Here is a 26,033-nt window from a genome sequence, read left to right as displayed (position 1 = left end):
GACTACGACCGCAGGGCGAGGATCTGCCGGGTGTGGACCGGGACGTGGTCCTCGGCGAGACCGTCGATGAGCGCCGCCAGCGGGATCGGCTGGTCCAGCACGAGCGTGTCGCCGGACACGAGGAACGCCGGCACCTGCACCGAAGCCGCCTGCTCGTCGAGGGAATCGGCGATGTCGCAGAGGATGGCGGCCTGACTCCGGACGCGGCGGGTGAGTGCGGCCCGGCCGGCGTGCCCGGCGATGATCCGGCCGAGGTGCGCGGGGTCGAGGGCGACGCGGTTGTCGAACGCGGGCCGCGAGCCCGCGACCACACCCAGCGCGACCGCGGCGACGGCGGCGTCGACGCTGAGGACGTGGGCGAGGACCTGGTCGGCGTTCCAGCCGCCGTCGGCGGCGGCCCCGAGGCCCGGCGTCGCCGCCGCTTCGAACAACTTCTCGTAAGCACTGCGCAGCGCGGTCGTGTCCATGTCCGAGCACCTTTCGAAGCGGTTGATGTGCAACTCGATAGTTGCACGACAGCCACTCGCTACGCAACCCATGGGTTGCACATCACGCGTCAGGACTGGTGGGTGACGTGGCCGCCCAGGATCGTCGCCGTCACCGGGAGGCGGCGAAGGTCCTGCGGTGACAGGGAAGCCGGGTCCGCCGCCGTCACCATCAGGTCCGCGACGTCGCCCACCGCGACGCCGCGGCGGCCGCCCGAGGCCGCCGCCAGGGCGTCCGCGAACGGGATCGACTGCTCCGGGTGCCACGGCGGGCGGTCGTCGTCGGTGCGGGAGATCGCCGACGCGATGCCGTCCCACGGGTCCAGCGGCGCGACCGGCGCGTCGGAGCCCAGTTCCAGGCGGGCGCCCGTTTCCAGCAGGGAGCGGTAGGGGAACGCGCGTGCCGTCCGGCCGGTCCAGTGGCGGTCCGCGACGTCGCGGTCGTCCGGCTGGTGGGCCGGCTGGACCGCCGCGACGACGCCGAGGGCCGCGAACCGCGGGACGTCCGCGGGCGAGAGCAGCTGGGCGTGCTCGATCCGGCCCGGGCAGCCGACCTCCTCGAAGGCGTCCAGGGCGATCTTGTTGGCCTGGTCGCCGATCGCGTGGACCGCCGGGAGCAAGCCGTGATCGGACGCGCGGCGCATCAGCGGCACCAGCTCGGCCGGCGGGAGTTCCAGCAGCCCCAGCGAATCCCCGCCCGGGTACGGGTCGTGGCAGTAGGCCGTGCGGGTGTTGAGCGAGCCGTCGACGAAGAGCTTGAACGGGCCGACCGTGAGGAGCCCGCCGGAGTCCGGGAGGACGTCGTCCGTGCGGTGGCCGCGCTCGATGGCCTGGTCCAGCAGGTACCGGGCGATGACGCAGGAGACCCGCGCCGCCGGGGTGCCGCGTTCCAGCCGGCGCAGCCAGTCCGTGACGGTGTCGGCGTATTCGTAGTCGACGATCTGGGTCACCCCGCGCGCGGCCGCCGCGCGCACGGCTTCGGCCACCCACTGGTCTTGGACGTCGACGGCGGCCGTGGGCAGCTCGGCCGTCGAGCTCATGCAGTCGTTCTCCAGCAGCACGCCCGTCGGGTGCTCGCGCCCGATCAGCTTCAGCGCCGCCGGGCTCAGCCACAGCGTGTGCAGGTCCGCGCTGAACAACGCCACCGCGCGCCCGGGCAGCGCGCGCTGCAGCAGCTCCTTGTGCGGCTTGTCCGGCCAGAGCGCGTCGCGGAAGCCCGCGCCCACGACCAGTTCCGCCGGCTGCGACGGCGTCGCCAGCAGGTGCGCCAGCAGCAGCTCGACCGTCTCCCCCGCCGACCGCGCGGCTTCCAGCGGGATGCGGCGGCGGGACGTGGCCCACTGCACGACGTGGACGTGCGCGTCGACCAGGCCCGGCAGCAGCGTGCCGCCGTGGCCGTCGACGATCCGGGCCGCGAAACCATCCGACCCGGGCGCGGTGATCGAGGCGACGCGGCCGTCGGTCACGCGCACGTCCGCGAGCTCGCCGCCGAGTCCCGGGCGCACGCGGCGCAGCAGAAGATCGTCCATGGCCCTACCTTGCCAGGCGGGTCACGTCCGGGTGAAGCACAGCGTGAGATGGGAAATTTCTGGGTATTAGCTACCGTTGAAAGAGATGGCAGCCGTCGCCCGCCGAAGGGTCAGGGCCGGTCCATGGGCGCCGCCTTCACAAGCCGCGCAGGGTTCGACTCCCTCGGTTGCCGCCGAAGTCCGTGAATGCCACATCGAGGGACGCTAGGTCTCTCAATGTGGCATTCACGGCGTTCAGCCCACCGGCATGTCGCGGCGGCGCAGTGCGGCCAGGCCGGCGATGCCGGCCGCGGCGGCGATCAGCACCAGCCAGAGCAACGGGGTCACTGAGAACGTGCCGCCGGGCAGCCGTGGCAGGTGCTGGAACGGTGAGATGCCGAGCACGACGTCGTTCCACCGCAACGCCGAGCCGACCAGCGACAGCAGCAGGAACGCGCCCAGCAGCCCCCACGCCGCCGCCGCGAAGCGCGGCAGGAAGCCGGTCAACGCCGCCGCGAGCCCGGCCAGGACCCACACCGCGGGCAGCTGCGCCAGGGCCGCGGGGATCAGCCGCGCGCCGTCGCCGGAGGCCAGCCCGGTCGCCAGCCCCGTCACCGCCAGCACGAACGCCGGCCCCAGCAGCGCGAACACCAGGTGCGCCGCCGCCCAGCCGAGCCGGCCGACGGCCGTGGCCAGCACCGGTTCCGCCCGGCCGGCCGCCTCCTCGGCGCGCAGCTTCAGCGTCGCCTGCACCGCGTAGCCCGCCGCCGCGAGGCCGAACAACGTCATCGTCCCGGCCAGGTAGGCGTCCATCACCGCGCCCCCGCCGCCGAGCCGCGCGAAGACGTCGGCGACGGCTTTGTTGTCCCGCACCATGTCCGAGACGTTCTGCGCGACCCCGCCCATCAGCAGCCCGACCAGCGCGAGGCACACCGTCCAGACCAGCAGCGTCCCGCGTTGCAGCCGCCAGGCCAGTGCCAGCGGCGAGCGCAGCGACGCCTTCGCCGCGGGACGCCCGAGCCGCGCGGGCAGCAGCGCCGCGCCGAGGTCCCGCCGGGCCGACAGCGCGGCCGCGGCGACCACCAGCAGGCCCGTGGACACCACGCCCAGCAGCAGCACCCACCACCGCTCCCCCGCGAACGGGCGCAGCCGGTGCGCCCAGCCGATCGGCGACAGCCAAGCGAGCCAGCCCGCCGACCCGCCGGTCGTCTCGCTGCTGTCCCCGGCGGCACGCAGCAGGAACGCCAGCACCAGCAGGCCGATCCCGATGCCCCGGGCGCCGCTCGCGCCCCAGGTGAGCTGCGCGGCGACCGCGCCGACGGCGGCGAACACCCAGCCCGTCATGGTGAAGCCGAGCCCCAGCGCCAATGCTCCGGCCACCGGGACACCTTGCGCGGACACGCCGAGCGCGACCAGCAGGCCGTAGACGAGGCACGCGCCGCAGGCGGCGAGCACGGCGGCGACGAGCCCCGCGTGCCGGCCGACGACGGTCGCGCCGGTCAGCTCCCGGCGTCCCGCTTCCTCCTCGGTCCGGGTGTGCCGGACGACGGTGAGCAGCGCGATCAGCCCGACGACGACCGGGATGAACCCGCACTGCCAGGCCAGCAACTCCCCGGCTGAAGGGCCGTACAACGGGCCGTTGCGGACGGCGAACGTCGCGCTGCCGACGTTCAGGTCGTAGAAGTACTGCCGCGCCGCGGCGTCCGGGTACGCGGCCTCGATCGACGACAGGTAACCCAGCGGCGCGACCGTCAGCACGACGATCCACAGCGGCATCAGGAACCGGTCGCGGCGCAGCACCAGCCGCAGCAGCGACCAGGTGCCGGTCATCGCGCCGCTCCGACCGGCTCGTCGTGCTGGTAGTGGCGCAGGAACAGCTCCTCGAGCGTCGGCGGCCGGCTCACGAGGTTGCGCAGCCCGGCGTCGGCCAGGTGCCGCATCACACCGTCCAAAGCGGACTGATCGACCGACAGGTGGACGTGCGAGCCGTACGTGCTCAGGTCGTGGATCCCGGGCAACGACGCCAGCTCCGCCGGGACGCGCACGAGCGAGGCGTCGATGGTGATCCGGCCCAGGTGCCGCAGCTCGTCGAGCGTGCCGGACTCGACGGTCCGGCCGGCCCGGATGATCGTGACGCGGTCGCACAGCGCCTCGACCTCCGAGAGGATGTGCGAGGACAGCAGCACGGTCCGGTCGCCGCGGTCGCGCTCTTCCTCGATCACCTGGCGGAAGACCTCTTCCATGAGCGGGTCGAGCCCGGACGTCGGCTCGTCGAGCACCAGCAGCTCGACGTCGGACGCCAGCGCGGCGACCAGCGCGACCTTCTGCCGGTTGCCCTTGGAGTACGTCCGGCCCTTCTTGCGCGGGTCGAGGTCGAAGCGCTCGACGAGCGCGTCCCGGCGCCCGGCGTCGAGCCCGCCGCGCAGCCGGCCCAGCAGGTCGATGACCTCGCCGCCGGTGAGGTTGGGCCAGAGCGTGACGTCGCCGGGCACGTACGCGAGGCGCCGGTGCAGCTCGGTGGCGTCGCGCCAGGGGTCGCCGCCGAGCAGGGTGGCCCGGCCGCCGTCGGCCCGCATCAGCCCCAGCAGCACGCGGATCGTGGTGGTCTTGCCGGCGCCGTTGGGTCCGAGGAACCCGTGCACCTCGCCGGTGTGGACGGTCAGGTCGAGCCCGTCGAGGGCCTTCGCCGCGCCGAACGCCTTGGTGAGGCCGGCGGCGGTGATCGCTTCGGCCATGGTCATTCCTTCCGTGGTTGTTCGCCGGAGTTCTTGGCCAGCGCTTCGCGGGCCTTCTCGAGCAGTTCGGGGGTGGCGAGCGGATGGGTGAAGATGTGGCCGGCGGCGGCCATCATGCGGAGCATCGCCTCGGGGGTGCCGGGCTCCTCGCCGAGCGCCCGCGCGATGTGGTCCTGCAGGATCATCAGCCCGCCGGTCATGGCGGTGAGCGCGGCCGCGGCGGCCCGCGGGTCGGGGACGTCGAGCCCGGAGTCGACGAAGTACTGCTCGGTACCGTCGACGATCTCGCGGAACTGCTCGGCTGCCGCGTCGGAGCCGTCGATCATGCCGCGGCCCACATAACGGCGGTAGAGCAGCTGACGGGCGTCGAACGTCGGGAGGAACCCCGGGTTCGCGTGCCCCTTCTCCAGCGCCTCCTCCTTGAACCGCATCAGCTCGGCGAAGACGTGGGTGTCGCACGCCTTGCGCAGGCCGTCCTTCGAGCCGAAGTGGTGCCTGATCAGCCCACCGGAAACGCCCGCGGCCTGGGCGATGTCGAGGATCGACGTCTTCTCGGCGCCTTGCTCGGTGAACAGCCTGATGGCGGCGTCGCGGATGCGGGCGCGCGCGGTGAGGTCCTCGAAAGCGGGACCACTCTCGGTCATGGAACGGCCTATCTCTCGACGCAGCTTGCTACACGTGAATGTAGCCCCCTATACGTACATATAGCAAGGTGGGCACATCACGCCGCGACGTCGCATCCGGTTGCCTCCTAACCGGTGATCCCGTTAGGCCATTCGGCCCGCAACCAATTGCGGGTAATGGGCTAAGTGTCTTATTGCTGCGGATCATCCCGCGATGTGTACTGCTCGCAAGCATCTCTTCACGAAGGGCTCACGCAGTGACACAGCTCAGATCCAGCTGGAGACGGCGGGCCGGGATCACCGTCCTCGCCACCGCTCTCGGCGCCTCCGTCCTCGGCATCGCCGTCCCGGTGGCGTCCGCCCAGCAGGCCCCGCTCACCGCCGGGGCCGCCGACGGCAGCAAGGCCCTCGACGAGCACGACCGCACGCTCGTCGCCGAAGCCGAGAAGGCCGGCAAGCCCGACGTGACCCTGCTGGTCGCGGCCGAGAAGGGCCAGACCGGCGCCGCCGTCAACGAGCTCAAGGCCCTCGGCGGGGTCGTCCAGTCCACCGACAGCAAGCTCGACTACGTCAAGGTGAGCATCCCGACCGGCAACGCCGGCAAGGCCGCGAAGCTGAAGTCGGTCAGCGCCGTCGACGTCGACGGGCTCATCGTGCGCGACGACCCGAAGCCCGACGGCACCGTGAACCCGCTGCCGCAGCCGGCGCCGGGGAAGAACACGCCGCGCGTGAACCCCTACCTCCCGACCGGTGACACCTACGCCGCGCAGTTCGGCCAGGTCCTGCCCAACTGGGACGGCAAGGACACCACGGTCGCGGTGCTGGACTCCGGCGTCGACCTCGACACCCCCGCGCTGGCGAAGACCAGCCACGGCGAGCGCAAGATCGTCGACTGGTACAACGCCAACGCCACCAACTCCGGTGACGGCACCTGGGTCGCGCAGTCGACCCAGACCTACACCGGCACGTTCACCGCGAACGGCAAGAGCTGGACGGCCCCGGCCACCGGCGGCCCGTACACGTTCGGCTCGTTCAGCGAGACCGCGGGCGACCTCGGTGCCGCCGACAGCGAGACCGGCGGTGACATCAACCGCGACGGCGACCGCGCCGACTCCTGGGGCGTGCTGCTCGACCCGGCGACCAAGCAGGTCCGCGTCGACCTCAACGGCAACGGTGACTTCACCGACGAGAAGCCGATGACCGACTACAAGACCAACTACGACGTCGGCTTCTTCGGCACCGACAACCCGGCGACCGACATCGCCGAGCGGATGGCCTTCGTCGTCCAGACCGACAAGCCGGGCTTCGTCGGCATCGGCATCGCCGGCGCCGAGCACGGCTCGCACGTCGCGGGCATCGCCACCGGCAACGACCTGTTCGGCGGCAAGATGGACGGCGCGGCCCCGGGCGCGAAGGTCCTGGCCGTCAAGGTCTGCCTCACCGGCGCGGCCTGCACCTCCAGCGGCCTGATCGACGGCGTCGTCTACGCGGCCAGCCACGGCGCGGACGTCATCAACATCTCGATCGGCGGCCTGCCCTCGCTCAACGACGGCAACAACGCCCGCGCGGAGCTCTACAACCGCACGATCGCCGAGTACAACGTCCAGATCTTCATCTCGGCCGGCAACAGCGGCGCCGGGGCGAACACCGTCGGCGACCCGTCGGTGGCCACGGACGCGATCTCGGTCGGCTCGTACATCACCAAGGAGACCTGGCTCGCGGACTACGGTTCGAAGACCCAGGCGCCCGAGTCGATGCACCCGTTCTCCTCGCGCGGCCCGCGTGAAGACGGCGGCTTCAAGCCGGACATCGTCGCGCCCGGCGCGGCGATCTCGACCACCCCGCGCTGGGAGGCGCCGGGCCCGGTGGCCGGCACCTACAGCCTGCCCGCCGGTTACGCGATGCTGCAGGGTACGTCGATGGCGTCGCCGCAGGCGACCGGCGCGGCCGCACTGCTGGTGAGCGCGTACAAGGCCACGCACAACGGCCAGCGGCCGCCGGTCGCGCAGCTGCGCTCGGCGATCAAGTCGACCGCCCGGTTCGTCCCGGGCATCGACGCCTACGCCCAGGGCGCGGGCCTGTTCAACGTCCCGGCCGCGTTCGTCGCGCTGTCGCTGAACCCGAAGCCGGACGCCGTCGCGACGTCGGTCGAGGTCCACACGGTGCAGTCGAACCTGCTGGCGACGCCGAACACCGGCGTCGGCATCCACGACCGCGAGGGCGTGACCACCGGCAAGGCCTACACCCGCACGTACACGCTCACGCGGACGTCGGGCTCGGCCAACCCGGCGCTCTACTTCGCGCGGTGGGTCGGCAACGACGGCACGTTCTCCTCGGCGGGCACCGTCGCGGTGCCGCTGAACAAGCCGGTGACCTTCCAGGTCAAGGTGAACCCGAAGAACGCCGGGGCGCACTCGGCGCTGCTGTACCTGGACAACCCGCTGACCATCGGCGTCGACGTGCAGACCCTCAACACGGTCTTCGCGCCGCAGGAGTTCACCGCCGCCAAGGGTTACCAGGTCGACGTCGCCGGCAAGATCGCCCGCAACCAGGCGACCAGCTACTTCGTGAAGGTGCCCCAGGGCGCCAGCGCACTGAAGGTGGACCTGGACGCCGGTGCCGGTGCCCCGGGCAAGGGCCAGGTGCGGTTCCTGCGCTACGACCCGACCGGCGTGCCGGCCGAGGCGAGCACGTCCACGACGTACTGCTACCTGCCCGACGCGGGTGCGGGCTGCCCCGGCGGCACGCCGACCAGCCGGACGTTCGCCAACCCGCAGCCGGGGGTCTGGGAGATCGTCGTCGAGGCGCGCCGGACGTCCGATGTGGACAACGCGGCGTTCAAGCTGAGCGCGTCGGTGCTCGGCACGACGATCACGCCGAACCCGGACACGATCGCGGCCGCCACGCTGAACACGCCGATCGCGCGGTCCTACACCGTGACGAACACCCTCGGCGCGTTCACCGGGCACCTGCTCGGCGCCACGCTGGGCAGCGCGAAGGTGGCGCGGCCGACGATCGCCGAAGGCGCGCAGGCGCAGTACCAGATCGCGGTGACGCCGGGCTCGACGTCGCTGACGGCCACGATCGGGAAGACGTCCGACGTGGGCGCCGACCTGGATCTGGTGCTGTACAACTGCACCACCGGCACCTGCGTGGTGGCGGGCCAGAGCGCGGACGGTGACTCCGAGGAGTCGGTGACCATCGCCAACCCGGCGGCGGGCACCTGGGTCGCGCTGGTCGACGGTTACGCGGTGCCGGCCGGCACCACCGAGTACGACTACGTCGACGTGTTCACCAACCCGGCGTTCGGTTCGGTCGCCCTGACCGACCCGGTCGCGGCGCACGCCTCGGGCAGCACGTGGACGGTGCCGGCGACGGTCACCGCCACCGCCGCCCCGGCGCCCGGGCGCGTCCTGCGCGGTCAGCTGACCGTGCAGACCGACACCGGTGTCACGGTCGGCAGCTCGCTGGTGCAGATCAACGCCGTGAGCTAGTTCCGTCCCGCTGAACGGAAACCGCCCCGGGTTCGCCCGGGGCGGTTTTCGCTTTCCGAGCAGCGTTCCGGGTGGTTCCGGGTGGGTTTCCGACGCAAGTTTGCGTATGTCGGTGGAAGTGTTGCGGGATTTCGCGTGGCGTCCGTATGGTCTGGAACACCCCGAATCCCCCGAGAGGGTCCCCATGCGACGGATTTCGACGCTGTTCGCCGCACTTCTCCTGCTGGCGGCCACTTTGCCGGGAGCCGCGCACGCCGCGGCGCTCTCCACCCGGACCCACTTGTTCTACTACCCCTGGTACGGCAACAGCGGCGGCGTGTACCGCCACTGGGACCAGGGCGGGCACACGCCGCCCGCCGACATCGGCGCGAACTTCTACCCGTCGCTCGGCCCGTACGACTCCGGTGACTTCACCGGCGCGGTCGAGCAGCACATGCGGTGGATCGAGCAGTCCGGCGCCGGGGTGATCGTCTACAGCTGGTGGGGCCAGGGGTCCTATGAGGACGGTCTGGCCGCCGGTGTGCTGGCCGCCGCGGCACGGCACGGGATCAAGGTCGCCTGGCACCTCGAGCCCTACAGCGGGCGGACGGCTTCGTCGACTGTCGCCGACATCGGGTATCTGACCAGCCGCTACGGCTCGAGTCCGGCGTTCTACCGCGACGCCGAGCACGGCAACCGGCCGGCGTTCTACGTCTTCGAGAGCCTGCGGATCACCGACTGGACGGCGCTGGACCAGGTGCGCTCGTCGGCGATCGTGCTGGCGCAGACGACGGACACGAGCAAGGTCGCGCACTTCGGCGGGATGTACACCTACGACGCCATCGCCGGGGCGACCGCGCCGGGCTGGCGCGACGCCGGGGCGTTCTGCGCGGCGAACGGCCTGGTCTGGGCACCGTCGGTGGGGCCGGGGTACAACGACGACCGCGCGGTGCCGGGCAACACGACCCCGACGCTGGCGCGGGACAACGGCGCCACGTACGACCGCGAGTGGCAGAACGCGCTTTCCCCGGCGGTGGGCGGAAATCCGGACTGGGTGTCGGTGACGTCGTTCAACGAATGGCACGAGGGCTCGATCATCGAACCGGCGCGGTCGTCGCCGCCGTCGTCGGCGTACGAGACGTTCGCGGGCGCCTACGGGACGTCGGGCGCGGCCTCGGAAACCGCTTACCTGGACCGGACGCGCTACTGGGCCGCGCAGCTCGGCGGTCCCCCACCGGCTTCGCCGAACCTCGCGTTCGGCAAGGCCGTCTCGGCGACTGGTTCGCAGGGCGGGTTCCCGCCGGGCAACGCGGTGGACGGCAACGCTTCGAGCTACTGGGAAAGCACGAACAACGCGTTCCCGCAGACGGTGACCGTGGACCTGGGCTCGGCCGTCACCGTGGGGCGGGTGGTGCTGAAGCTGCCGCCGTCGTGGGGTTCCCGGACCCAGACGATCGCGGTGAACGGCGGCGCCCCGGCCGGGTACGTCTTCGATCCGGCTCAGGCCAACTCCGTGACGATCACCGTCCCGCCGACGTCCCAGCGGTACTTGAAGCTCACCTTCACCGGCAACACCGGCTGGCCCGCGGGCCAAGCGTCCGAAGTGGAGGCTTACGCCTCCTGAACCCGCACCAGGAACGGCGCCGGGTCGGCCAGCACGCGGTGCACGACCCGGCCCGCCGTGCCTCCGCGCGACGGTGACCATCACCGAACCCGGCGACGGCTCCGATCCGCAGGCTCTGCGCACCACCGCGACGGCGACGACCTCCAACAGATGTCGGCGAACAGACTGGCCCGCAGGCCAACCGGCCGAAGTGGAGGCCTACGCCCCCTGAGCCTGCACCAAGAAAGGCGCCAGGTCGGCCAGCACGCGGTGCACGACCCGGGCCACCCTGAGCGGCCGAAGAGGGCGACCGACGAGATTCGCACGACGATGGCCCTCATCAAACCCGGCGGCAGCTCCGACCCGGAAGCGCCGCACGCGACGGCGACGGCCTCCAACGGATGTCGGCGAGCAGGCTGGCCCGCGGGCCAAGCCTCCGAAGTGGAGGCTTACGCTTCCTGAACCCGCACCAGGAACGGCGCCGGGTCGGCCAGCACGCGGTGCACGACCCGGCCCGCCGCACCGAGTGTTGCGGCGTCGCCGCCCAGGCGTGAGGCCGTGAGCACCGGTGGTGCGCCGCGGAGGCCGCCGAGGCGGGTGGCCAGGACCTCGGCCACCGGCTCGGCCAGCCACGGGTACAGCTGCGTGAACACGCCGCCCAGCACGATGCGGTCCAGGTCGAGCAGGTTCACCGCCGACGTCAGTGCGACGCCGAGGGCGCGGCCGGCGGCGTCGCACGCGGCCAGGGCGACCGCGTCGCCGCGGTCGAGAGCGGCCAGGAGTGCGGCCACCGTCGGGGTGTTTCCGGCCGCCAGCAACGCTTCCTGGCCGGCGTAGGTCTCCAGGCAGCCGTTGCCGCCGCAGCGGCAAGCCGGGCCGCCCGGCGTCACGACGACGTGGCCCAGCTCGCCGGCCAGCCCCCGGGATCCCGCGAACAGCTCGCCGTTCACCACCAGGCCCGCGCCGATGCCGACCTCGCCGGAGACGTAGAGGAAGTCGCGCTCGCCGTCGCCGTACCAGAGCTCGCCGAGCGCGGCGAGGTTCGCTTCGTTGTCCAGCTCGACCGGGACGGGCAGGCGCAGCAGGTCGGCCGCGCGGACGTCCTGCCAGCCGAGGTTGGGGGCGCTGAACAGCACGCCGGCGCCGACCGGGCCGGACACCGCGAGCACCGCGCCCGCGAGGTCGAGCCCGAGGCGGCGCGCTTCGGTGATCGCCTCCCCGGCGAGCGCCTGCAGCTCGGCCAGCACCTTCTTGGGCCGGGAGCCGCGGTTGTCGCGGTCGCGGCGGGCGGCGAACCGGACGGCGCCGGTGAGATCGAGCACACGCACGGCGAGGTAGTCGACGTTGATCTCCAGGCCGAGGGAGGCGATCCGGGCGCCGCTGAGCACGACGTCCACGCCCGGCCGGCCCCGCTCACCCGCGCGGGCGGGTCCGGTCTCGGCCAGCAAACCGGCGTCCACCAGGTCGCCGACGAGCTTCGAGACCGTGGACTTCGTGAGCCCGGTCAGCTCGGCGAGGGCGGCCCTGGTCAGCGGACCGCCGCGGCTGACCGCGCCCAGCACGACCTCGAGGTTGCGGGCGCGCATCGAGTCGTGCCGCACGGCCTGGGTCATCGTGTCCCTCCTGCCGAGCACTCTATCCGGGCTCTTGACGCCCGGGACCGCCGCGGCGCATATTTAGTCTACAACGTGAACTAAATGAAGGGACAGTCATGGACGACTACGCCCCCCAGGCGGCCGACAAGTTCACCTTCGGCCTCTGGACCGTGGGCTGGCCGGCGAACGACCCGTTCGGGGTCGCCACGCGGCCGGCGCTGGACCCGGTGGAGAGCGTGCACCGGCTGGCGGAGCTGGGCGCCTACGGGGTGACGTTCCACGACGACGACCTGCTGGCCACCGAACCCGACCGCGACAAGGCGATCGAGCGGTTCCGCAAGGCGCTCGCCGAGACCGGGCTCAAGGTGCCGATGGCCACGACGAACCTGTTCACCCACCCGGTGTTCAAGGACGGCGGCCTGACCAGCAACGACCGCGACGTCCGTCGTTACGCGCTGCGCAAGGTGCGGCGCAACATCGACCTGGCGGCCGAGCTGGGTGCGCAGACCTACGTCGTCTGGGGTGGCCGCGAGGGCGCCGAGTCCGACGGCGCGAAGGACGTCCGCGCGGCGCTGGACCGCTACAAGGAGGGCCTCGACGCGCTCGCGGAGTACGTCGTCGAGAAGGGCTATTCGCTGCGGTTCGCGCTGGAGCCCAAGCCCAACGAGCCGCGCGGCGACATCCTGCTGCCGACGATCGGGCACGCGCTCGGCTTCATCTCGCAGCTGGAGCGCTCGGAGATGTTCGGGCTCAACCCGGAGGTCGGGCACGAGCAGATGGCCGGGCTCAACTTCGTGCACGGCATCTCGCAGGCGCTGTGGCAGGGCAAGCTGTTCCACATCGACCTGAACGGCCAGCACGGCCCCAAGTTCGACCAGGACCTGATCTTCGGCCACGGCGACGTGAAGAGCGCGTTCTTCCTCGTCGACCTGCTGGAGAACGGCGGCTACGACGGCCCGCGCCACTTCGACTACAAGCCGCTGCGCACCGAGGACACCGAGGACGTCTGGGTCTCGGCGGCGGCCAACATGCGGACGTACCTGATCCTTCGCGAGAAGTCCCGCAAGTTCCGCGCGGACCCCGAGGTCGTGGAGGCCCTGGCGGCGTCCCGCGTCCCGGAGCTGTCGACCCCGACGCTGGCCCCGGGCGAGTCCCTGGACGACCTGCAGAAGGACGACTTCGACGTCGAGGCGGCCGCGGTCCGCGGCTACCACTTCACGCACCTGAACCAGCTGGCGCTGGAGCACCTGCTCGGCGTGCGCTGAAAGCCGTGAAGGCCTCCTTCCCGGCTCTTATAGCCGGGAAGGAGGCCTTCACGGACCTCCGTTCGGCGGACCCGCGGGGCCGGGTGGCTGCTTACGATCACCGCATGACAGTCGCCTTGGTCACCAACGTGACGCAGTACGCGGGCCCCGCCGGCGCGACGGCGCTCGCCGCCGACGGGTTCACCGTGGTCTGCCACGACCAGACGTTCACCGACTCCGAAGTACGCGGCAAGTTCGTCGCCGAGAACCCGGAGCTGACGCCGATCGCCGAGCAGGAACCCGAGGCGATCCTCGCCGCCGCGCGGGAGCACGGCCGCGTCGACGTCGTGCTGAGCAACGACTACGTGCCGCCGTCCGCCGTCCGGAAGCCGTTCGACGGCGCACCTCTCGGCGACCTCGAGTTCCTGATGCGGGAGCTGGTGTACCGGCCGTTCGAGCTGATCCAGGCCGCCACCCCGGCGATGAAGGAAGCGCGGACCGGCCGGATCATCCTGGTGACGTCGGCGGCCGCCGTCCGGCCGCTCGCCACCGCGGTGCTCTACAGCGCGGCGCGCGCCGCGGCCACCACGCTGGTGACCGGGGCCGCCAAGGCGCTGGGCGAGTACAACATCCAGTTCAACGCCATCGGCCCGAACTGGTTCGAGAACCCGACCTACTTCCCGCCCGGCCTCTGGGAGTCCGACGCCGAGCTGCGCGCGACCGTCGCCAAGGAGGTCCCGCTCCAGCGCCTCGGCCAGCAGGAGGAGATGGGCGCGCTGATCGCGTTCCTCGCCTCGGGCAAGGCCACCCCGGTGACGGGCCAGTTCTTCGGCTTCACCGGCGGCTGGCTCCCGTGACCCCAAGTCCGTGAATGCCACATTGAGGGACTCTATGTCTCTCAATGTGGCATTCACGGACTTTCCTAGGACACCGTCAGGGTGTCGATGTCGAACAGGGAACCCGCGCCGCCCCGGAAGACCAGGTGGAGCGGACCCGAACCGGACGACACCGTGGTGGTGACCGTCCGGAATGTCTCCCAGCTGCCCGTGTTCGGGACCGCGACCGTGCCCAGCAGGGCGCCGGTCGCCGAACCCGCGCGGATCTCGATCGTGCCGCCGGCGCCCGCCGACGAGACGACCGCGCTGAACCGCGTGATCCCGGCCGTGCTCACCGAAGCGAACCCGGCCCAGTCACCGTTCTCGATGTAGCCCAGCGTCTGGCCGCCGCTCGCCGGCGCGTGCGACGCGACCTGCACACCCGAACCCGACGTGAACGACTCACCCTCCACAGTGGACCCGGCGCGGACACCGCAGTCCGCCGAGACCACACCGGCGGCGTAGCGGATCCCGCCGACCAGCTCGGCGCGGAACGCACTGTCCGAATAGGACTCGATCGTGTGGCCCAGGCCGGTGTAGAACGCCCGGCCGCTGCCCTGCGGGTGGCACCACGTGATCGGGTGGTCGGCGCCCATCTCGCCGCCCGTGTAGCTCGACTCGTCCAGCGTCTGCAGGACGTGCACCTGACCGCGCGGGTTCGTGCGGTAGTTGTACAGCTCGTCCGTGCGGTTCCAGACGGCCGGCAGGTGCGCGGTCGCCGGGTTCGTGCGGTCCTCGGTGACGAAGTTCGCCGCCTGGATCGCCGGGTGGCTCTTGAACCAGGCCCCGACGAGCTGTCCGTACCACGGCCAGTCGTACTCGGTGTCGGCCGCGGCGTGGATGCCGAGGTAGCCGCCGCCACCGTTCACATAGGACTCGAACGCCGCCTGCTGCGTCGCGTCCAGGACGTCACCGGTGGTCGAGAGGAACACGACCGCCTTGTACCCGGCGAGCGAGGAAGCCGTGAACACGGAAGCGTCCTCGGTCGCCGTGACGCCGAAACCGTTGGCCGTGCCCAGCTCGCGGATCGCCTGGATCCCCGCGGGGATCGAGTCGTGCCGGAACCCGGCGGTCTTCGAGAACACCAGCACGTTGTACGCGGGATCCACCTGGGTCGGCATACTGTTCAGGCTAAACGAATCCACGTCGAACAGGGAACCGGAACCGCCGTGGAACACCAGGAACAACGGGCCGGAGCCGCTGGCCACCGACGTCGTGACGTTCTGGAAGACCTCCCAGTCCCCCGTCGAAGGCACCGAAACCGTGCCCAGCAGTGTCCCCGTCGCCGAACCCGAGCGGATCTCGATCGTGCCGCCCGGGCCGGCCGACGACACCCGCGCGGTGAACGTCCGCGCGCCCGCCGTGCTCACCGACGCGTACCCGGCCCAGTCGCCGTTGTCGATGTAGCCCAGGGTGTTCCCGCCGCTCGCCGCGGCGTGCGCCGCGGCCTGGACGCCGGACCCGGACGTGAACGACTCGCCCTCGATCGACCCCGCCTGCGTGCCGGTGGCGAAGGTGAACGAGTCCAGGTCGAACAGGTTGCCCTGCCCGGTGACGCCCTTGAACACGAGGTACAGCGACGTCGACCCGGACGGCCGGTTGGCCAGGGCCGTCGTCACGTCCTGGAACGTCTCCCAGCCACCGGTGTTCGCCACGGTCATCGTGCCGAGCAGGGTGCCGGTCGGCGAACCCGCGCGGACCTCCAGCGTGCCGCCGGGGCCGCCCGAGGAAACGTGCGCGCTGATGGACGTCGCGTTGCCCAGCGCGTACGGCGCGAAGGAGATCCAGTCGCCGTTGTCGGTGTAACCGACCGTGCGACCGCCCTCCGCCGAACCGTGGTCGGCGAGCTGGATCCCGGACTGCGCCGAGAAGTGCTCGCCCTGGCGGTGCCGCGGTTGCAGCTTGTGGACGCTGTGCGAGACGAGGCCGCCGTTGTCGGTGTACTGCGCGTCGAAGACGCCGAAGATGTTCGCCGCGGCGTCGTGCTCACCGTCGACCGGGACGGCGATCGAGCCGCTGCACCCGGTCGCTTGCGTGATCTGGTGCTGGTGGCTGTCGTGGCCCAGGAGGTAGGTCACCTTGACCTTCGAGCAGTCCAGCGCCCCGTCCTCCGGGTCGCTGCCGGTCACCTGGAACGGCACGGTGTCGCCGAAGGAGAACAGCTGCCCGTCGGCCGGCGTGGTCAGGTTCACCGTCGGCGCGGTGTTCCCGACCGTGACGACCAGGCTCGCGGTGCCGGTGAGGCCGGCCGGGTCGGTCACCGTGAGGCTCGGTGAGTACGTCCCGTTGGTGGTGTAGGTGTGCGCCGGGCTCGCCGCCGTCGACGTCTGGCCGTCGCCGAAGTTCCAGCGGTAGGTCAGGGCGCCGCCTTCGGGATCGCTGCTGCCCGCGGAGGAAAAGTTCACGGTGAGCGGGTTCGGCCCCGACGTCTTGTCGGCCGCGGCTTTCGCGACCGGGTTGCGGTTGGTGCCCGCGAGGTACTCGACCCGGTACAGCGCCTGGTTGTCGCTGCCGGTGCCGTAGTCGAGGACGTACAGCGCGCCGTCCGGGCCGAAGGCCATGTCCATGACCTGCGTGCCGGTCCACGGGAAGTTGTCGATCGTGCCGCGGCTGCCGTCGGCGTTGACGGTCACCGCCTTGATCCACTTGCGCCCGTACTCCCCGGCGAAGAACTTGCCGTCGAGGGACTGCGGGAACTTCACCGTGGACGTCGAAGCGGCGTCGTACCGGTAGACCGGCCCGCCCATCGGCGACTCCGAGCCGCTGCCGAACTCCGGCGGCGACCCTTCGTCACCCGCGTACCTGATCCACGCGGCCTTCGGCACCGGCAGCTTGGCGACGCCGGTGTTGCGCGGCGAGGAGTTCGTCGGCCCGCCGGCGCAGTCGTACTTCGCCCCGGACGGCCCGCTCGGGAAGGTGTAGTGGTTGTACGACTCGGTCGTCGTGTTCGAGCCGGTGCAGTACGGCCAGCCGAAGTTGCCCGCGCTGGTGATCCGGTCGAACTCGACCTGGCCCTGCGGCCCGCGGTTGGCGTCGGTGACACCGGCGTCCGGGCCGTAGTCGCCCAGGTAGACGACGCCGGTCGCCTTGTCGACACTCATCCGGAACGGGTTGCGGAAGCCCATGCCGTAGATCTCCGGCCGGGTGTTCGCGGTGCCCGGCGCGAACAGGTTGCCCGACGGGATCGTGTACGTCCCGTCGGCCTGCGGGTGGATCCGCAGGAGCTTGCCGCGCAGGTCGTTCGTGTTGCCTGCCGAGCGCTGCGCGTCGAACTGCGGGTTGCGCGTGGTGCGCTCGTCGATCGGCGAGTAGCTGTCGGAGGAGAACGGGTTCGTGTCGTCGCCGGTGGTCAGGTAGAGGTTGCCGGCGGCGTCGAAGTCGATGTCACCCCCGACGTGACAGCACTGGCCGCGGTCGTTCTGCACGGCCATGACGACCTTTTCACTGGCCAGGTCGAGGGTGTTGTCCGTCTTGAGGACGAACCTCGACAGGTGCAGCTCGCCCTTGAACGGCGCGAAGTCGGCGGCGGTGCCGTCGGTCGGCGCGTCACCGTCCGGTGTGGACAGTCGAGGCGAGAAGTAGAGCCAGACGTAGCGGTTGGTGGCGAAGCCGGGGTCGGCGGCGACGCCCTGGAGGCCTTCCTCGTCGTGGGTGTAGACGTTCAGCTTGGCCGCGACGGACGTCGCGCCGGCCGCGGTGGTGACGCGGACGGTGCCGTCGCGGGAGGTGTGCACGACCGAGCGGTCGGGCAGCACGGCGAGCGACATCGCCTCGCCGAGCTCGGCCGCGCCGGTGGCGAGGGCGACCTGCTGGTAGTCCGCGGCGGGGATGTCCGCGCGGGCCGGGGTGTCGAGGGTGAGCAGGAGGCCGGCGCTCAGTGTCGCGGCGCCGAACAGCCTCGCCCACTTCGGTGGGGACGGAGACATGCTGGTTCCTTCCTGGATTTGAGCGTGCTTCGCCCCGGATTGGCGCGAAGCCGGTTTCGATCACCTTCCGACGGGGCTGGCGGCCACCCGTGCACAGAAGTCTCGGGCGCGTGCCGGTCCTCCCGGCGCGCGTGCTCGGCGGGTCGGCCGGCGTACCTGGACGGTCGGCCGGCGTACCCGGAGGGTCGGCTCGCGTGCCGGACCGGCCGGCACGCGTACTCCGAGGGACGACACGCGTGCCTGGACGGACGACACGTGTGATCAGGGGGTCGACACGCGTGATTCGCGCGCCGACACGGCTACTTCGAGGAGAACGCGGCGTCGAACGCCGCGGTGGGCGGGGTGAAGTTGAGCTTGCGGACGAACTCCAGGGCCTCGGGCGCGCCGGTCAGGCGGTCCATGCCGGCGTCCTCCCACTCGATCGAGATGGGGCCGGCGTAGCCGATGGCGTTGAGCATGCGGAAGACGTCCTCCCACGGGACGTCGCCGTGGCCGGTGGAGACGAAGTCCCAGCCGCGGCGGGGGTCGGCCCACGGGAGGTGGGAGCCGAGCCGGCCGTTGCGGCCGTTGAGCTGCTTGCGCGCCTCCTTGCAGTCGACGTGGTAGATGCGGTCCTTGAAGTCCCACAGGAACCCGACCGGGTCGAGGTCCTGCCAGACGAAGTGCGACGGGTCGAAGTTCAGCCCGAACGCCGCCCGGTGCCCGATCGCCTCCAGCGTCCGGACGGTGCTCCAGTAGTCGTAGGCGATCTCGCTCGGGTGCACTTCGTGGGCGAACCGGACGCCGACCTCGTCGAAGACGTCGAGGATCGGGTTCCACCGCGTGGCGAAGTCCGCGTACCCGCGTTCGATCATCGACGGCGGTACCGGCGGGAACATCGCCACCGTGTGCCAGATCGACGAGCCGGTGAAACCGACCACAGTGGACACCCCGAGCTTCGCCGCGGCGCGGGCGGTGGCCTTCATCTCCTCCGCCGCCCGCTGCCGGACGCCCTCGGCCTCGCCGTCGCCCCAGATCCGCGCCGGCAGGATGGCTTCGTGCCGCTCGTCGATCGGGTGGTCGCAGACGGCCTGGCCCACCAGGTGGTTCGAGATGGTCCACACCTTGAGGTCGTACTTGGCCAGCGTGTCCAGCTTCGCCTGGACGTAGCCGTCTTCGGCGAGCGCCCGGTCCACCTCGAAGTGGTCACCCCAGCAGGCGATCTCGAGGCCTTCGTAGCCCCAGCCGCTCGCCAGCTCGCACACCTCCTCGAACGGAAGATCGGCCCACTGTCCGGTGAACAGCGTCAACGGTCGTGCCATGTCTGACCTCCTGATGAGTCCTACTCCGTACGGATAGCCGCGAGCAGCAGATCCTTGACTTCGGTGGCGTGGACCTTGTCGCGCGCGAGCACGGGGTCCGAGCACAGCAGCACCGGCCCGTCCTCGGCCGAGTCGGGCAGCCGGCCGTGGCTGCCGCGCACCGGCGCGGGGTCGAGCGGGACGACCTGCATCGAGTACCGCAGGCCGAGCTTCTTGCGCGCCAGCGCGGACGCGGCCTTCAGCTTGACCATCGGGTCGTCGGGATCGAAGAACAGCTCGGCCGGGTCGTAACCGGGCTTGCGGTGGATCTCGACGGTCTTCGCGAAGTCCGGCGCGCGGTCGTCGCTGAGCCAGTAGTAGTACGTGAACCAGGCGTCCGGCTCGGCGATCGCGACCAGCTCGCCGGCGCGTTCGTGGTTGATCCCGATGCCCGCCTGCGCCGCACGATCCAGCACGACGTCCACTCCGGACAGTCCGGCGACGAGGTCCCGCACCCGCGGGATGTCCGCCGGGTCGGCGACGTAGACGTGCGCGACCTGGTGGTCGGCCACCGCGAACGCCCGCGACGTCCACGGGTCGAGGTACTCCATGCCCGCCTGGACGTACACGTTGAGCAGGCCCTCACGGCGCAGCGCGCGGTTGATGTCCACCGGCCGGCTCGCGTTCGTGATGCCGTACTCCGACAACGCGACGACGGTGTGCCCGCCCGCGGCCGCGAAGTCCAGCAACGGCTTCAGCGCGGTGTCGATCTCCCGCGCGGCCGCCGCGGCCTGGGGCGCGTCCGGGCCGAAGCGCTGCAGGTCGTAGTCCAGGTGCGGGAGGTAGACCAGCGTGGTGTCCGGCTGGTCCTCGGTCATGATCTTCTGCGCCGCGGCGATGATCCACTTCGACGACGTGATCGCGGCCGTCGGGCCCCAGTAGGTGAACAGCGGGAACTCGCCGAGCGCGCCGACCAGGCGGTCGTGCAGCTGCGGCGGGTGGGTGTAGGCGTCCGGGGACTTCTTGCCGTCGGCGTGGTAGATCGGCCGCGGGGTCACGGTGAGGTCGACGTGCATGCCCATCGCGTACCACCAGCACACGTTGGCGACCTTGTGCCCGGCCTGCGCGCGGCGAGCCGCGGCCCAGAACTTGTCGCCCTGGACCAGGTTGTTGTGCTGGCGCCAGAAGAACACCTCGCCGAGGTCGCGGAAGTACCAGCCGTTGCCGACGATGCCGTGCTCGGCCGGCTGCAGGCCGGTGAGGAACGTGGACTGCACCGAGCACGTCACGGCGGGGAACACGGTGTCGAGCTGCGCGGTGAAGCCGGGTTCGGCCATCTTGCGCAGGTTCGGCATGTGCGGGAGCAGCCGGGGCGTCAGGCCCACGACGTCGAGAACCAGCAAACTCATCAGTGAACCTCTTCCAAGCCCAGTTCGATCAGGGAACGCCGGGTCCAGTCCAGCTCGGCGGTGATGCCCGCGACGAGCCCGGCGTCGTCGGCGGGTGCGTCCGGGAGCACCTGCCAGGTGTAGGTCTCGACCTCGATGTGGTCGGTGCGCGCGGTGGCGCCGCCGAACAGCTCGGCCAGCGTCCCGGCCAGCACGGGCCGGGTGGACGTCAGCGGCGGCGCCGGGTCGGCGTGCAGCGGCACGTGGAAGTGCACCCGCCACGGCGCCTTACCGGGCAGTTCTCCGGCCAACGCGAGATCGAGGTCATCAGCGCCCGGTGGGGCACCTTCGTTGCTCTGGTGCAGGAACCGGGGCTCCACAAAGGACTCCAGTACCTTCCGCGTCGCCGGATCCGCCGGTTTCGCGGCTTCGAGGGCAGCCGACGCCTGGAGCTTGACGACGTCGAGGCCGGCCGCCTCCAGCCGGCCCAGCGCGGCCGCCGGGTCCTCGAAGCCGACCGCGAGGTGGCACGTGTCGAGGCAGACGCCCAGCCACTCCTTGTCCACTTCGGACAGCAGGGCCGCCGCCTGCGCCGTCGTCTCGATGACGCAGCCGGGCTCCGGCTCGAAGGCCACCCGCACCGGACGGTCCTGCTTCGCCAGGCCCTCGGCCAGCAGTTCGAGCTGACCGCCATCGGACGTCCACTCGGTGCGCCAGCCCAGCGGCAGCGTCGAGACGCTGCCGCGGACCGCGTCCTCGGGCAGCAGCTCGCCCAGCAGCCGCGCGAGGTCGAGGGTGTACCGCGTCCGCTCGGGCGTCGACCAGTCCGGCCGGTACACCTTGTGCTTGACGACCGGGTCGTGGAAGCCCTGGTACGGGAACCCGTTGAGCGTGACGACCTCGAGGCCGCGCGTGGCCAGCTCACTGCGCAGCCGCGCGACCGCCGACGGGTTGGAGACCAGCTCGGTCGCCACCGGGCGGGCCAGCCACAGGCCGAGGCCGAGCCGGTCCACGCCCAGGCGTTCCCGCACCGGCTCGCCGAAGCGCGCCAGCTGGGTGAGCACGCCGTCGAGGTCCTCGGCCTGGTGCACGTTGGTGCAGTAGGCGAGGTGGACGAGCGTGCCGTCGGGGTGCCGGAACCTCACTTGCGCGCACCTCGCAGGATCGAGCTGCCCGCGAACTCGGCGTCCGGCGCCTCGCCCTCCAGCGAAAGGCGCCCGCTCTGCCCGTAGAACTCGACCGGGTTACGCCACAGCACGAGGTCGACGTCGTCCTCGCTGAATCCGGCGGCGAGCATCGCGTCGCCGGTGCGCCGGGTCTTGAGCGGGTCGCTCTTGCCCCAGTCGGCGGCGGAGTTCACCAGCACGCGCTCGGTCCCGTACTCGCGGAGGATCGCGACCATCCGCTCTTCGTCCATCTTCGTGTCCGGGTAGATCGAGAACCCCATCCAGGAGCCGGAGTCCTTGACCATCGCGACGGTCACCTCGTTGAGGTGGTCGAGCACCACGCGCTCGGGCGCGATGCCCGACTCGCGGACGACGGCGATGCTGCGCTCGGTGCCGGCCGCCTTGTCGCGGTGCGGGGTGTGCACCATCGCGGGCAGCTCGTGGTCGATCGCCAGGGCCAGCTGCGCGGCGAACGCCTTGTCCTCCTCGGCGGTCATCGAGTCGTAGCCGATCTCGCCGACCGCGACCACGCCGTCCTTCTCCAGGTACCGCGGCAGCAGGTCGAGCACGGGCGCGCAGCGGGGGTCGTTGGCCTCCTTGGGGTTCAGCGCGATCGTGCAGTGGTGGGCGATGCCGAACTGGCTCGCGCGGAACGGTTCCCAGCCGACCAGCGCGTCGAAGTAGTCGGTGAAGCTGCCGACGCTCGTGCGCGGCTGGCCCAGCCAGAACGCCGGCTCGACGAGCGCGCGGACGCCGGCGGCGTGCATCGCCGCGTAGTCGTCGGTGGTCCGGGAGCTCATGTGGATGTGCGGGTCGAAGATGCGCATCAGACGTCCTGTTCGGTCAGCAGGGGGAGGAGGTCGGCGGGCACGTCGCGGCCCGCCGCGGCGCGCTCGGCGGCGAACGACCGCATCATCCGCAGCAGCTCCTCGTCGGTCCGGCGGTCCAGCCCGGCGATGTCCGCCAGGGGGATGCCCATGAAGACGCACTTGAGCACGCCGTGGCGGTAGGCGGAGTCGTCCAGGCGCGCGGCGCCGTACTCCCCCATCGCGGCGGTGACGAGCCGGGGGTCGTTGGTGCGCAACGCGTCCGCGACCAGCTCCAGCCCGGCGTCGCCGATGTCCACAACGGACAGTCCACGCAGGACGGCCCGTTTCTCGGCGGCGTCGCCGTAGCGGTAGAGATCGGGCATCTCGGCGGCGGCCCCGGGAGCCGCTTTGAGCAGCTCCACCCGGGCGACGTCGTCGACCGTCCACCCCGGGACGTCCGACGGCCCCCGGCCGACCCGGCGGCCGACGCCGGGGAACAGCGTGCGCAACGCCGTCGCGTCGGACGCGACCTTCGTCAAGGCTTCGTCGAGCCACGCGGTCACGCGGTCACCGCCCGGCGCAGGAACTCCAGGGACTCGCGGGCGATCCGCGGGGCCGCGTGGCTGTCACGCGGCAGCTCCACCGCGACAAGCCCGGGGTACGGCGACAGCGCTTCGAGCACGGGCGGGAAGTCGATCTCTCCCCGGCCGAACTCGAGGTGCTCGTGGGTGCCCCGGCGCATGTCGTCGATCTGGACGTTCACCAGCCGCGGCAGGGCGCGGCGAACGCAGTCGGGCACGGACGCCGTCTCGTTGCACCGGCAGTGCCCGATGTCCAGCGTCAGCCCGAACCGCGCCGGATCACCGAGCCTGCTCGAGAGGTCGAAGTAGCCGTCGAGGTCTTCGACGAGCATCCCCGGCTCCGGCTCGAACCCGAGCTTGACGTCGTGCTCGTCGGCGGCCTTGAGGACGTCCGAGCAGCCCGCGACCAGGTGGTCCCAAGCGTCCTCAGTGGACAGATCGGCGGGCTTGTTGCCGCTCCAGAACGAGACGGCCTCGGCCCCGAGGTCCGCGGCGATCTCGACGGCCCGGGACAGGAAGTCCACGCGCAAGGAACGGTCCGGGTCGAGGAACGTCGGCGAGTGCTTGCGCCACGGGTCCAGCAGGAACCGCGCACCCGTCTCGATCACGACGGCCAGCCCGAGCCGGTCCAGGTCCGCGGCAACGTCGGTGACGCGGCGGGCGAGGTCCGGGCCGAACGGGTCGAGGTGCTGGTGGTCGAGCGTCAGCGCGACGCCGTCGTAGCCGAGGTCGGCCAGGACGCGCAGCGCGTCGCCGAGGCGGTGGTTGGCGAAGCCGTTGGTGCCGTACCCGAACCTCATGTCGGTGACACCTTCCGGCTCAGCGCCCGCGCGAGCGGGAACGCGGCGGCCACGGCCAGCGCCGAGCGCCACGCGCCGGTCCGCGCGATGAGCCCGGCCTGCAGCGGGATCATCCCGTGGATCCCGGCGCCGACCGCGCGCCGGATCACCGGTGCCTTCGGGTCGCGGACGGCGTCGTACTGCGCCCGCCCGGTCGTCACCGCGTACGTCCCGAGCAGCGCCGAAGCCAGCGGCCCGACCCGCCCGGCGGCGACGCGCACCCCGGCCGTCGCGACCAGCGTCGCGGCCGGCAGGGCGGGGGTGGCACCGTCCACTTCGGACCGGGACAGCGTCGTCACGGCCATCGTGTGCGCGCCGACCGTCAGCGCGGCGGGCAGGGCCGCCCGGGCGCCACCCGCCCCGAGCAGGACGTCCAGGGTCCGGGCCGCGGCCATCGCGACCGGCCCGAACGGCGTCGACTTGAGCACGAAGTCGTACGCCCACACGGTCGCGGCCAGCGGCACCGCGACGCGCAGCGCGCGCTTGCCCCCGGCGACCGCCGCGATGCCGAGACCACCCGCGGTCAGCCCGGTCGCGACCCCCAGGGCCGTGCCCGGCGTGATGCGACCCGACGGAATCGGCCGCTCGGGCCGTTCCACCGCGTCGAGGTCGCGGTCGGCGTAGTCGTTGAGCGCCATGCCCGCCCAGTAGATGCAGACGGACGCGCCGGTCAGCGCCAGCGTCCGGCGGCCGAAGGGCCAGCCCGACGCGGCCGCGCCGGCGACGGCGTCCCCGGGCACGGTCAGCGCGGCGGGCGCGCGGACGAGCTCGATCAGCGCCTTCACCGGTTCGCCCACTCACGCAGGGCCGCGTACTGCGACGCGAGGTCGTGTGGGCCGTCGCCGGCGGGATCCTTGAAGAAGAACCCGAACTCGGCCACCGGCCCGGCGACGCCGTCGCGGCACGCCTTGGCGGTGAGCCGGGCGAGGTCGAGCACCAGCGGCGCGGCGAGCGCGGAGTCGCAGCCCTGCCAGGTGAGCTGCAGGGTCATGCGGGCGCCGAGGAAACCCTCGAACAGCACGTGGTCCCACGCGGTCTTCCAGTCGCCGAGCGCGGGGACGTAGTCGATGTGCACCTCGCCGTCGACGTCGCGGCCGAGGTTCTGCGAGAGCACCTGCTGCTTGGACGCGTTCTTGCTCGACGCCGCCCCGGGGTCGGCGAGGGTCGCGCCGTCGCCGCCGCCGAGCAGGTTGGTGCCCGACCACGACAGCACGTTCAGCGCGCGCTGGGCGAACATCGGCGCGAGCACCGACCGCAGCAGCGTCTCGCCGGTCTTGCCGTCGCGGCCCGCGTACGGCAGGCCGGCGGTGCGGGCGAGTTCGTCCAGCGCGGGCAGCCGGGCGCCGGTGGACGGCGTGAAGTCGACAAAGCCACACCCCGCGCGGAACGCGGCGTAGGCGTACAACGCGCTGGGCGGCACCACGTCCAGGCCCGCGTCCAGCGCGTCTTCCAGCGCGGCCAGGGAGGCGTGCGCCGGGTGCGGCGCACAGGGCGGTTCGGTGGAGGAGACGTTGAGCACGACGACGTGGTCCAGACCCGCACCGAACGCCGTCAGGTCCGCGACGATCCGGTCGGCAGCCTCACGTCCGTGGCCGGACGGCGCCGGGCGCAGCCGCGCCTCGGCCGCCTCCAGGTCGGCCGTGACCGGCCCCGGCAGCGTCGCGGGCAGCACGCCCGCCGCCACCAGGTGCTCGGCCCGCTTGACCAGCGGCGTGTCGACGACGTCGTGGCCCCCGAAGACCAGGTCCCCCAAGCCGGGCAGATCCGCCCCGGCGAAGTCCGGCAGCTCGGTCACGCACCCCGTGCGCGCGGTCAGCCCCGCGCGCATCGCGGCGGCCCCGGCGATGGCCGTGGTGGCCACCGATCCCCGGGCCCCGATCAGCCAGACACCGATCTTCCCCAT

At 71.8% G+C, this 26,033-nt stretch carries 19 protein-coding genes; 4 read left to right on the top strand and 15 right to left on the bottom strand.

Features of this window, described 5'->3' with window-relative positions; translation table 11 throughout:
* Nucleotides 1-2: 2 nt before the first annotated feature.
* The 5 genes from OG570_RS23615 to OG570_RS23595 form a co-directional block, all read right to left on the bottom strand.
* Nucleotides 3-467 (bottom strand): hypothetical protein, encoded by a 465-nt coding sequence (locus OG570_RS23615; RefSeq protein ID WP_326959335.1) that lies wholly within the window; start codon nucleotides 465-467, stop codon nucleotides 3-5.
* Between the two features lie 89 nt (nucleotides 468-556).
* On the bottom strand, nucleotides 557-2,014 hold the full coding sequence (locus OG570_RS23610) for an amidohydrolase (protein WP_326959333.1): 1,458 nt from the start codon (nucleotides 2,012-2,014) through the stop codon (nucleotides 557-559).
* Nucleotides 2,015-2,248: 234 nt separating this feature from the next.
* Nucleotides 2,249-3,823, bottom strand: a complete 1,575-nt coding sequence (locus OG570_RS23605; RefSeq protein WP_326959332.1) for an ABC transporter permease — start codon at nucleotides 3,821-3,823, stop codon at nucleotides 2,249-2,251.
* Nucleotides 3,820-4,734, bottom strand: a complete 915-nt coding sequence (locus OG570_RS23600; RefSeq protein ID WP_442788302.1) for an ABC transporter ATP-binding protein — start codon at nucleotides 4,732-4,734, stop codon at nucleotides 3,820-3,822. Before OG570_RS23600 ends, OG570_RS23605 begins: the two co-directional genes overlap by 4 nt.
* Nucleotides 4,731-5,372: a TetR/AcrR family transcriptional regulator gene (locus OG570_RS23595; RefSeq protein WP_326959328.1), complete on the bottom strand. Its 642-nt coding sequence runs from the start codon at nucleotides 5,370-5,372 to the stop codon at nucleotides 4,731-4,733. Before OG570_RS23595 ends, OG570_RS23600 begins: the two co-directional genes overlap by 4 nt.
* A gap of 236 nt (nucleotides 5,373-5,608) precedes the next feature.
* Here OG570_RS23595 and OG570_RS23590 point away from each other — a divergent pair, with 236 nt between their 5' ends.
* Together OG570_RS23590 and OG570_RS23585 are read left to right on the top strand one after the other, a co-directional pair.
* Complete coding sequence (locus OG570_RS23590; protein ID WP_326959326.1) at nucleotides 5,609-8,845, top strand: S8 family serine peptidase; 3,237 nt, start codon at nucleotides 5,609-5,611, stop codon at nucleotides 8,843-8,845.
* 184 nt (nucleotides 8,846-9,029) lie between these two features.
* Complete coding sequence (locus tag OG570_RS23585; RefSeq protein WP_326959324.1) at nucleotides 9,030-10,448, top strand: discoidin domain-containing protein; 1,419 nt, start codon at nucleotides 9,030-9,032, stop codon at nucleotides 10,446-10,448.
* 428 nt (nucleotides 10,449-10,876) lie between these two features.
* Here OG570_RS23585 and OG570_RS23580 read toward each other — a convergent pair whose 3' ends face one another.
* A complete protein-coding gene (locus OG570_RS23580) occupies nucleotides 10,877-12,040 on the bottom strand; it encodes an ROK family transcriptional regulator (RefSeq protein ID WP_326959322.1) in 1,164 nt (387 codons plus the stop codon).
* Nucleotides 12,041-12,138: 98 nt separating this feature from the next.
* Between OG570_RS23580 and xylA the strand changes: the two genes are divergently transcribed.
* Together xylA and OG570_RS23570 are read left to right on the top strand one after the other, a co-directional pair.
* Nucleotides 12,139-13,287: a xylose isomerase gene (xylA, locus tag OG570_RS23575; RefSeq protein ID WP_326959320.1), complete on the top strand. Its 1,149-nt coding sequence runs from the start codon at nucleotides 12,139-12,141 to the stop codon at nucleotides 13,285-13,287.
* A 104-nt stretch (nucleotides 13,288-13,391) separates the two neighbouring features.
* On the top strand, nucleotides 13,392-14,123 hold the full coding sequence (locus tag OG570_RS23570) for an SDR family oxidoreductase (protein ID WP_326959318.1): 732 nt from the start codon (nucleotides 13,392-13,394) through the stop codon (nucleotides 14,121-14,123).
* Nucleotides 14,124-14,188: 65 nt separating this feature from the next.
* Here the strand turns inward: OG570_RS23570 and OG570_RS23565 are convergent, their stop codons facing one another.
* From OG570_RS23565 to OG570_RS23525, 9 genes are all read right to left on the bottom strand, one after another.
* Entirely contained in the window at nucleotides 14,189-18,067 is a 3,879-nt protein-coding gene (locus OG570_RS23565; protein WP_326959316.1) for a carbohydrate-binding protein, read from the bottom strand.
* A gap of 299 nt (nucleotides 18,068-18,366) precedes the next feature.
* The gene (locus OG570_RS23560) at nucleotides 18,367-19,368 is read right to left on the bottom strand and encodes a sugar phosphate isomerase/epimerase family protein (RefSeq protein WP_247055364.1); all 1,002 of its coding nucleotides are present in this window, start codon (nucleotides 19,366-19,368) and stop codon (nucleotides 18,367-18,369) included.
* 20 nt (nucleotides 19,369-19,388) lie between these two features.
* On the bottom strand, nucleotides 19,389-20,756 hold the full coding sequence (locus tag OG570_RS23555; RefSeq protein WP_442788301.1) for a nucleotide pyrophosphatase/phosphodiesterase family protein: 1,368 nt from the start codon (nucleotides 20,754-20,756) through the stop codon (nucleotides 19,389-19,391).
* A complete protein-coding gene (gene eboE / locus OG570_RS23550; protein WP_326959314.1) occupies nucleotides 20,756-21,880 on the bottom strand; it encodes a metabolite traffic protein EboE in 1,125 nt (374 codons plus the stop codon). Before eboE ends, OG570_RS23555 begins: the two co-directional genes overlap by 1 nt.
* Entirely contained in the window at nucleotides 21,877-22,728 is an 852-nt protein-coding gene (locus OG570_RS23545; RefSeq protein ID WP_326959312.1) for a TatD family hydrolase, read from the bottom strand. Before OG570_RS23545 ends, eboE begins: the two co-directional genes overlap by 4 nt.
* Complete coding sequence (locus OG570_RS23540) at nucleotides 22,728-23,273, bottom strand: EboA domain-containing protein (protein WP_326959310.1); 546 nt, start codon at nucleotides 23,271-23,273, stop codon at nucleotides 22,728-22,730. The genes OG570_RS23545 and OG570_RS23540 overlap by 1 nt, the downstream gene beginning before the upstream one ends.
* Entirely contained in the window at nucleotides 23,270-24,091 is an 822-nt protein-coding gene (locus OG570_RS23535) for a sugar phosphate isomerase/epimerase family protein (RefSeq protein WP_326959308.1), read from the bottom strand. Before OG570_RS23535 ends, OG570_RS23540 begins: the two co-directional genes overlap by 4 nt.
* Nucleotides 24,088-24,915, bottom strand: a complete 828-nt coding sequence (locus OG570_RS23530) for an SCO3242 family prenyltransferase (protein WP_326960139.1) — start codon at nucleotides 24,913-24,915, stop codon at nucleotides 24,088-24,090. Before OG570_RS23530 ends, OG570_RS23535 begins: the two co-directional genes overlap by 4 nt.
* A complete protein-coding gene (locus tag OG570_RS23525) occupies nucleotides 24,912-26,033 on the bottom strand; it encodes an inositol-3-phosphate synthase (protein WP_326943415.1) in 1,122 nt (373 codons plus the stop codon). Before OG570_RS23525 ends, OG570_RS23530 begins: the two co-directional genes overlap by 4 nt.

This window comes from Amycolatopsis sp. NBC_01286 (assembly GCF_035982555.1).
Lineage (GTDB): Bacteria > Actinomycetota > Actinomycetes > Mycobacteriales > Pseudonocardiaceae > Amycolatopsis.
The sequence above is the reverse complement of the archived record's forward strand: the minus strand, read 5'-3'. Positions and strand labels throughout refer to the sequence as shown.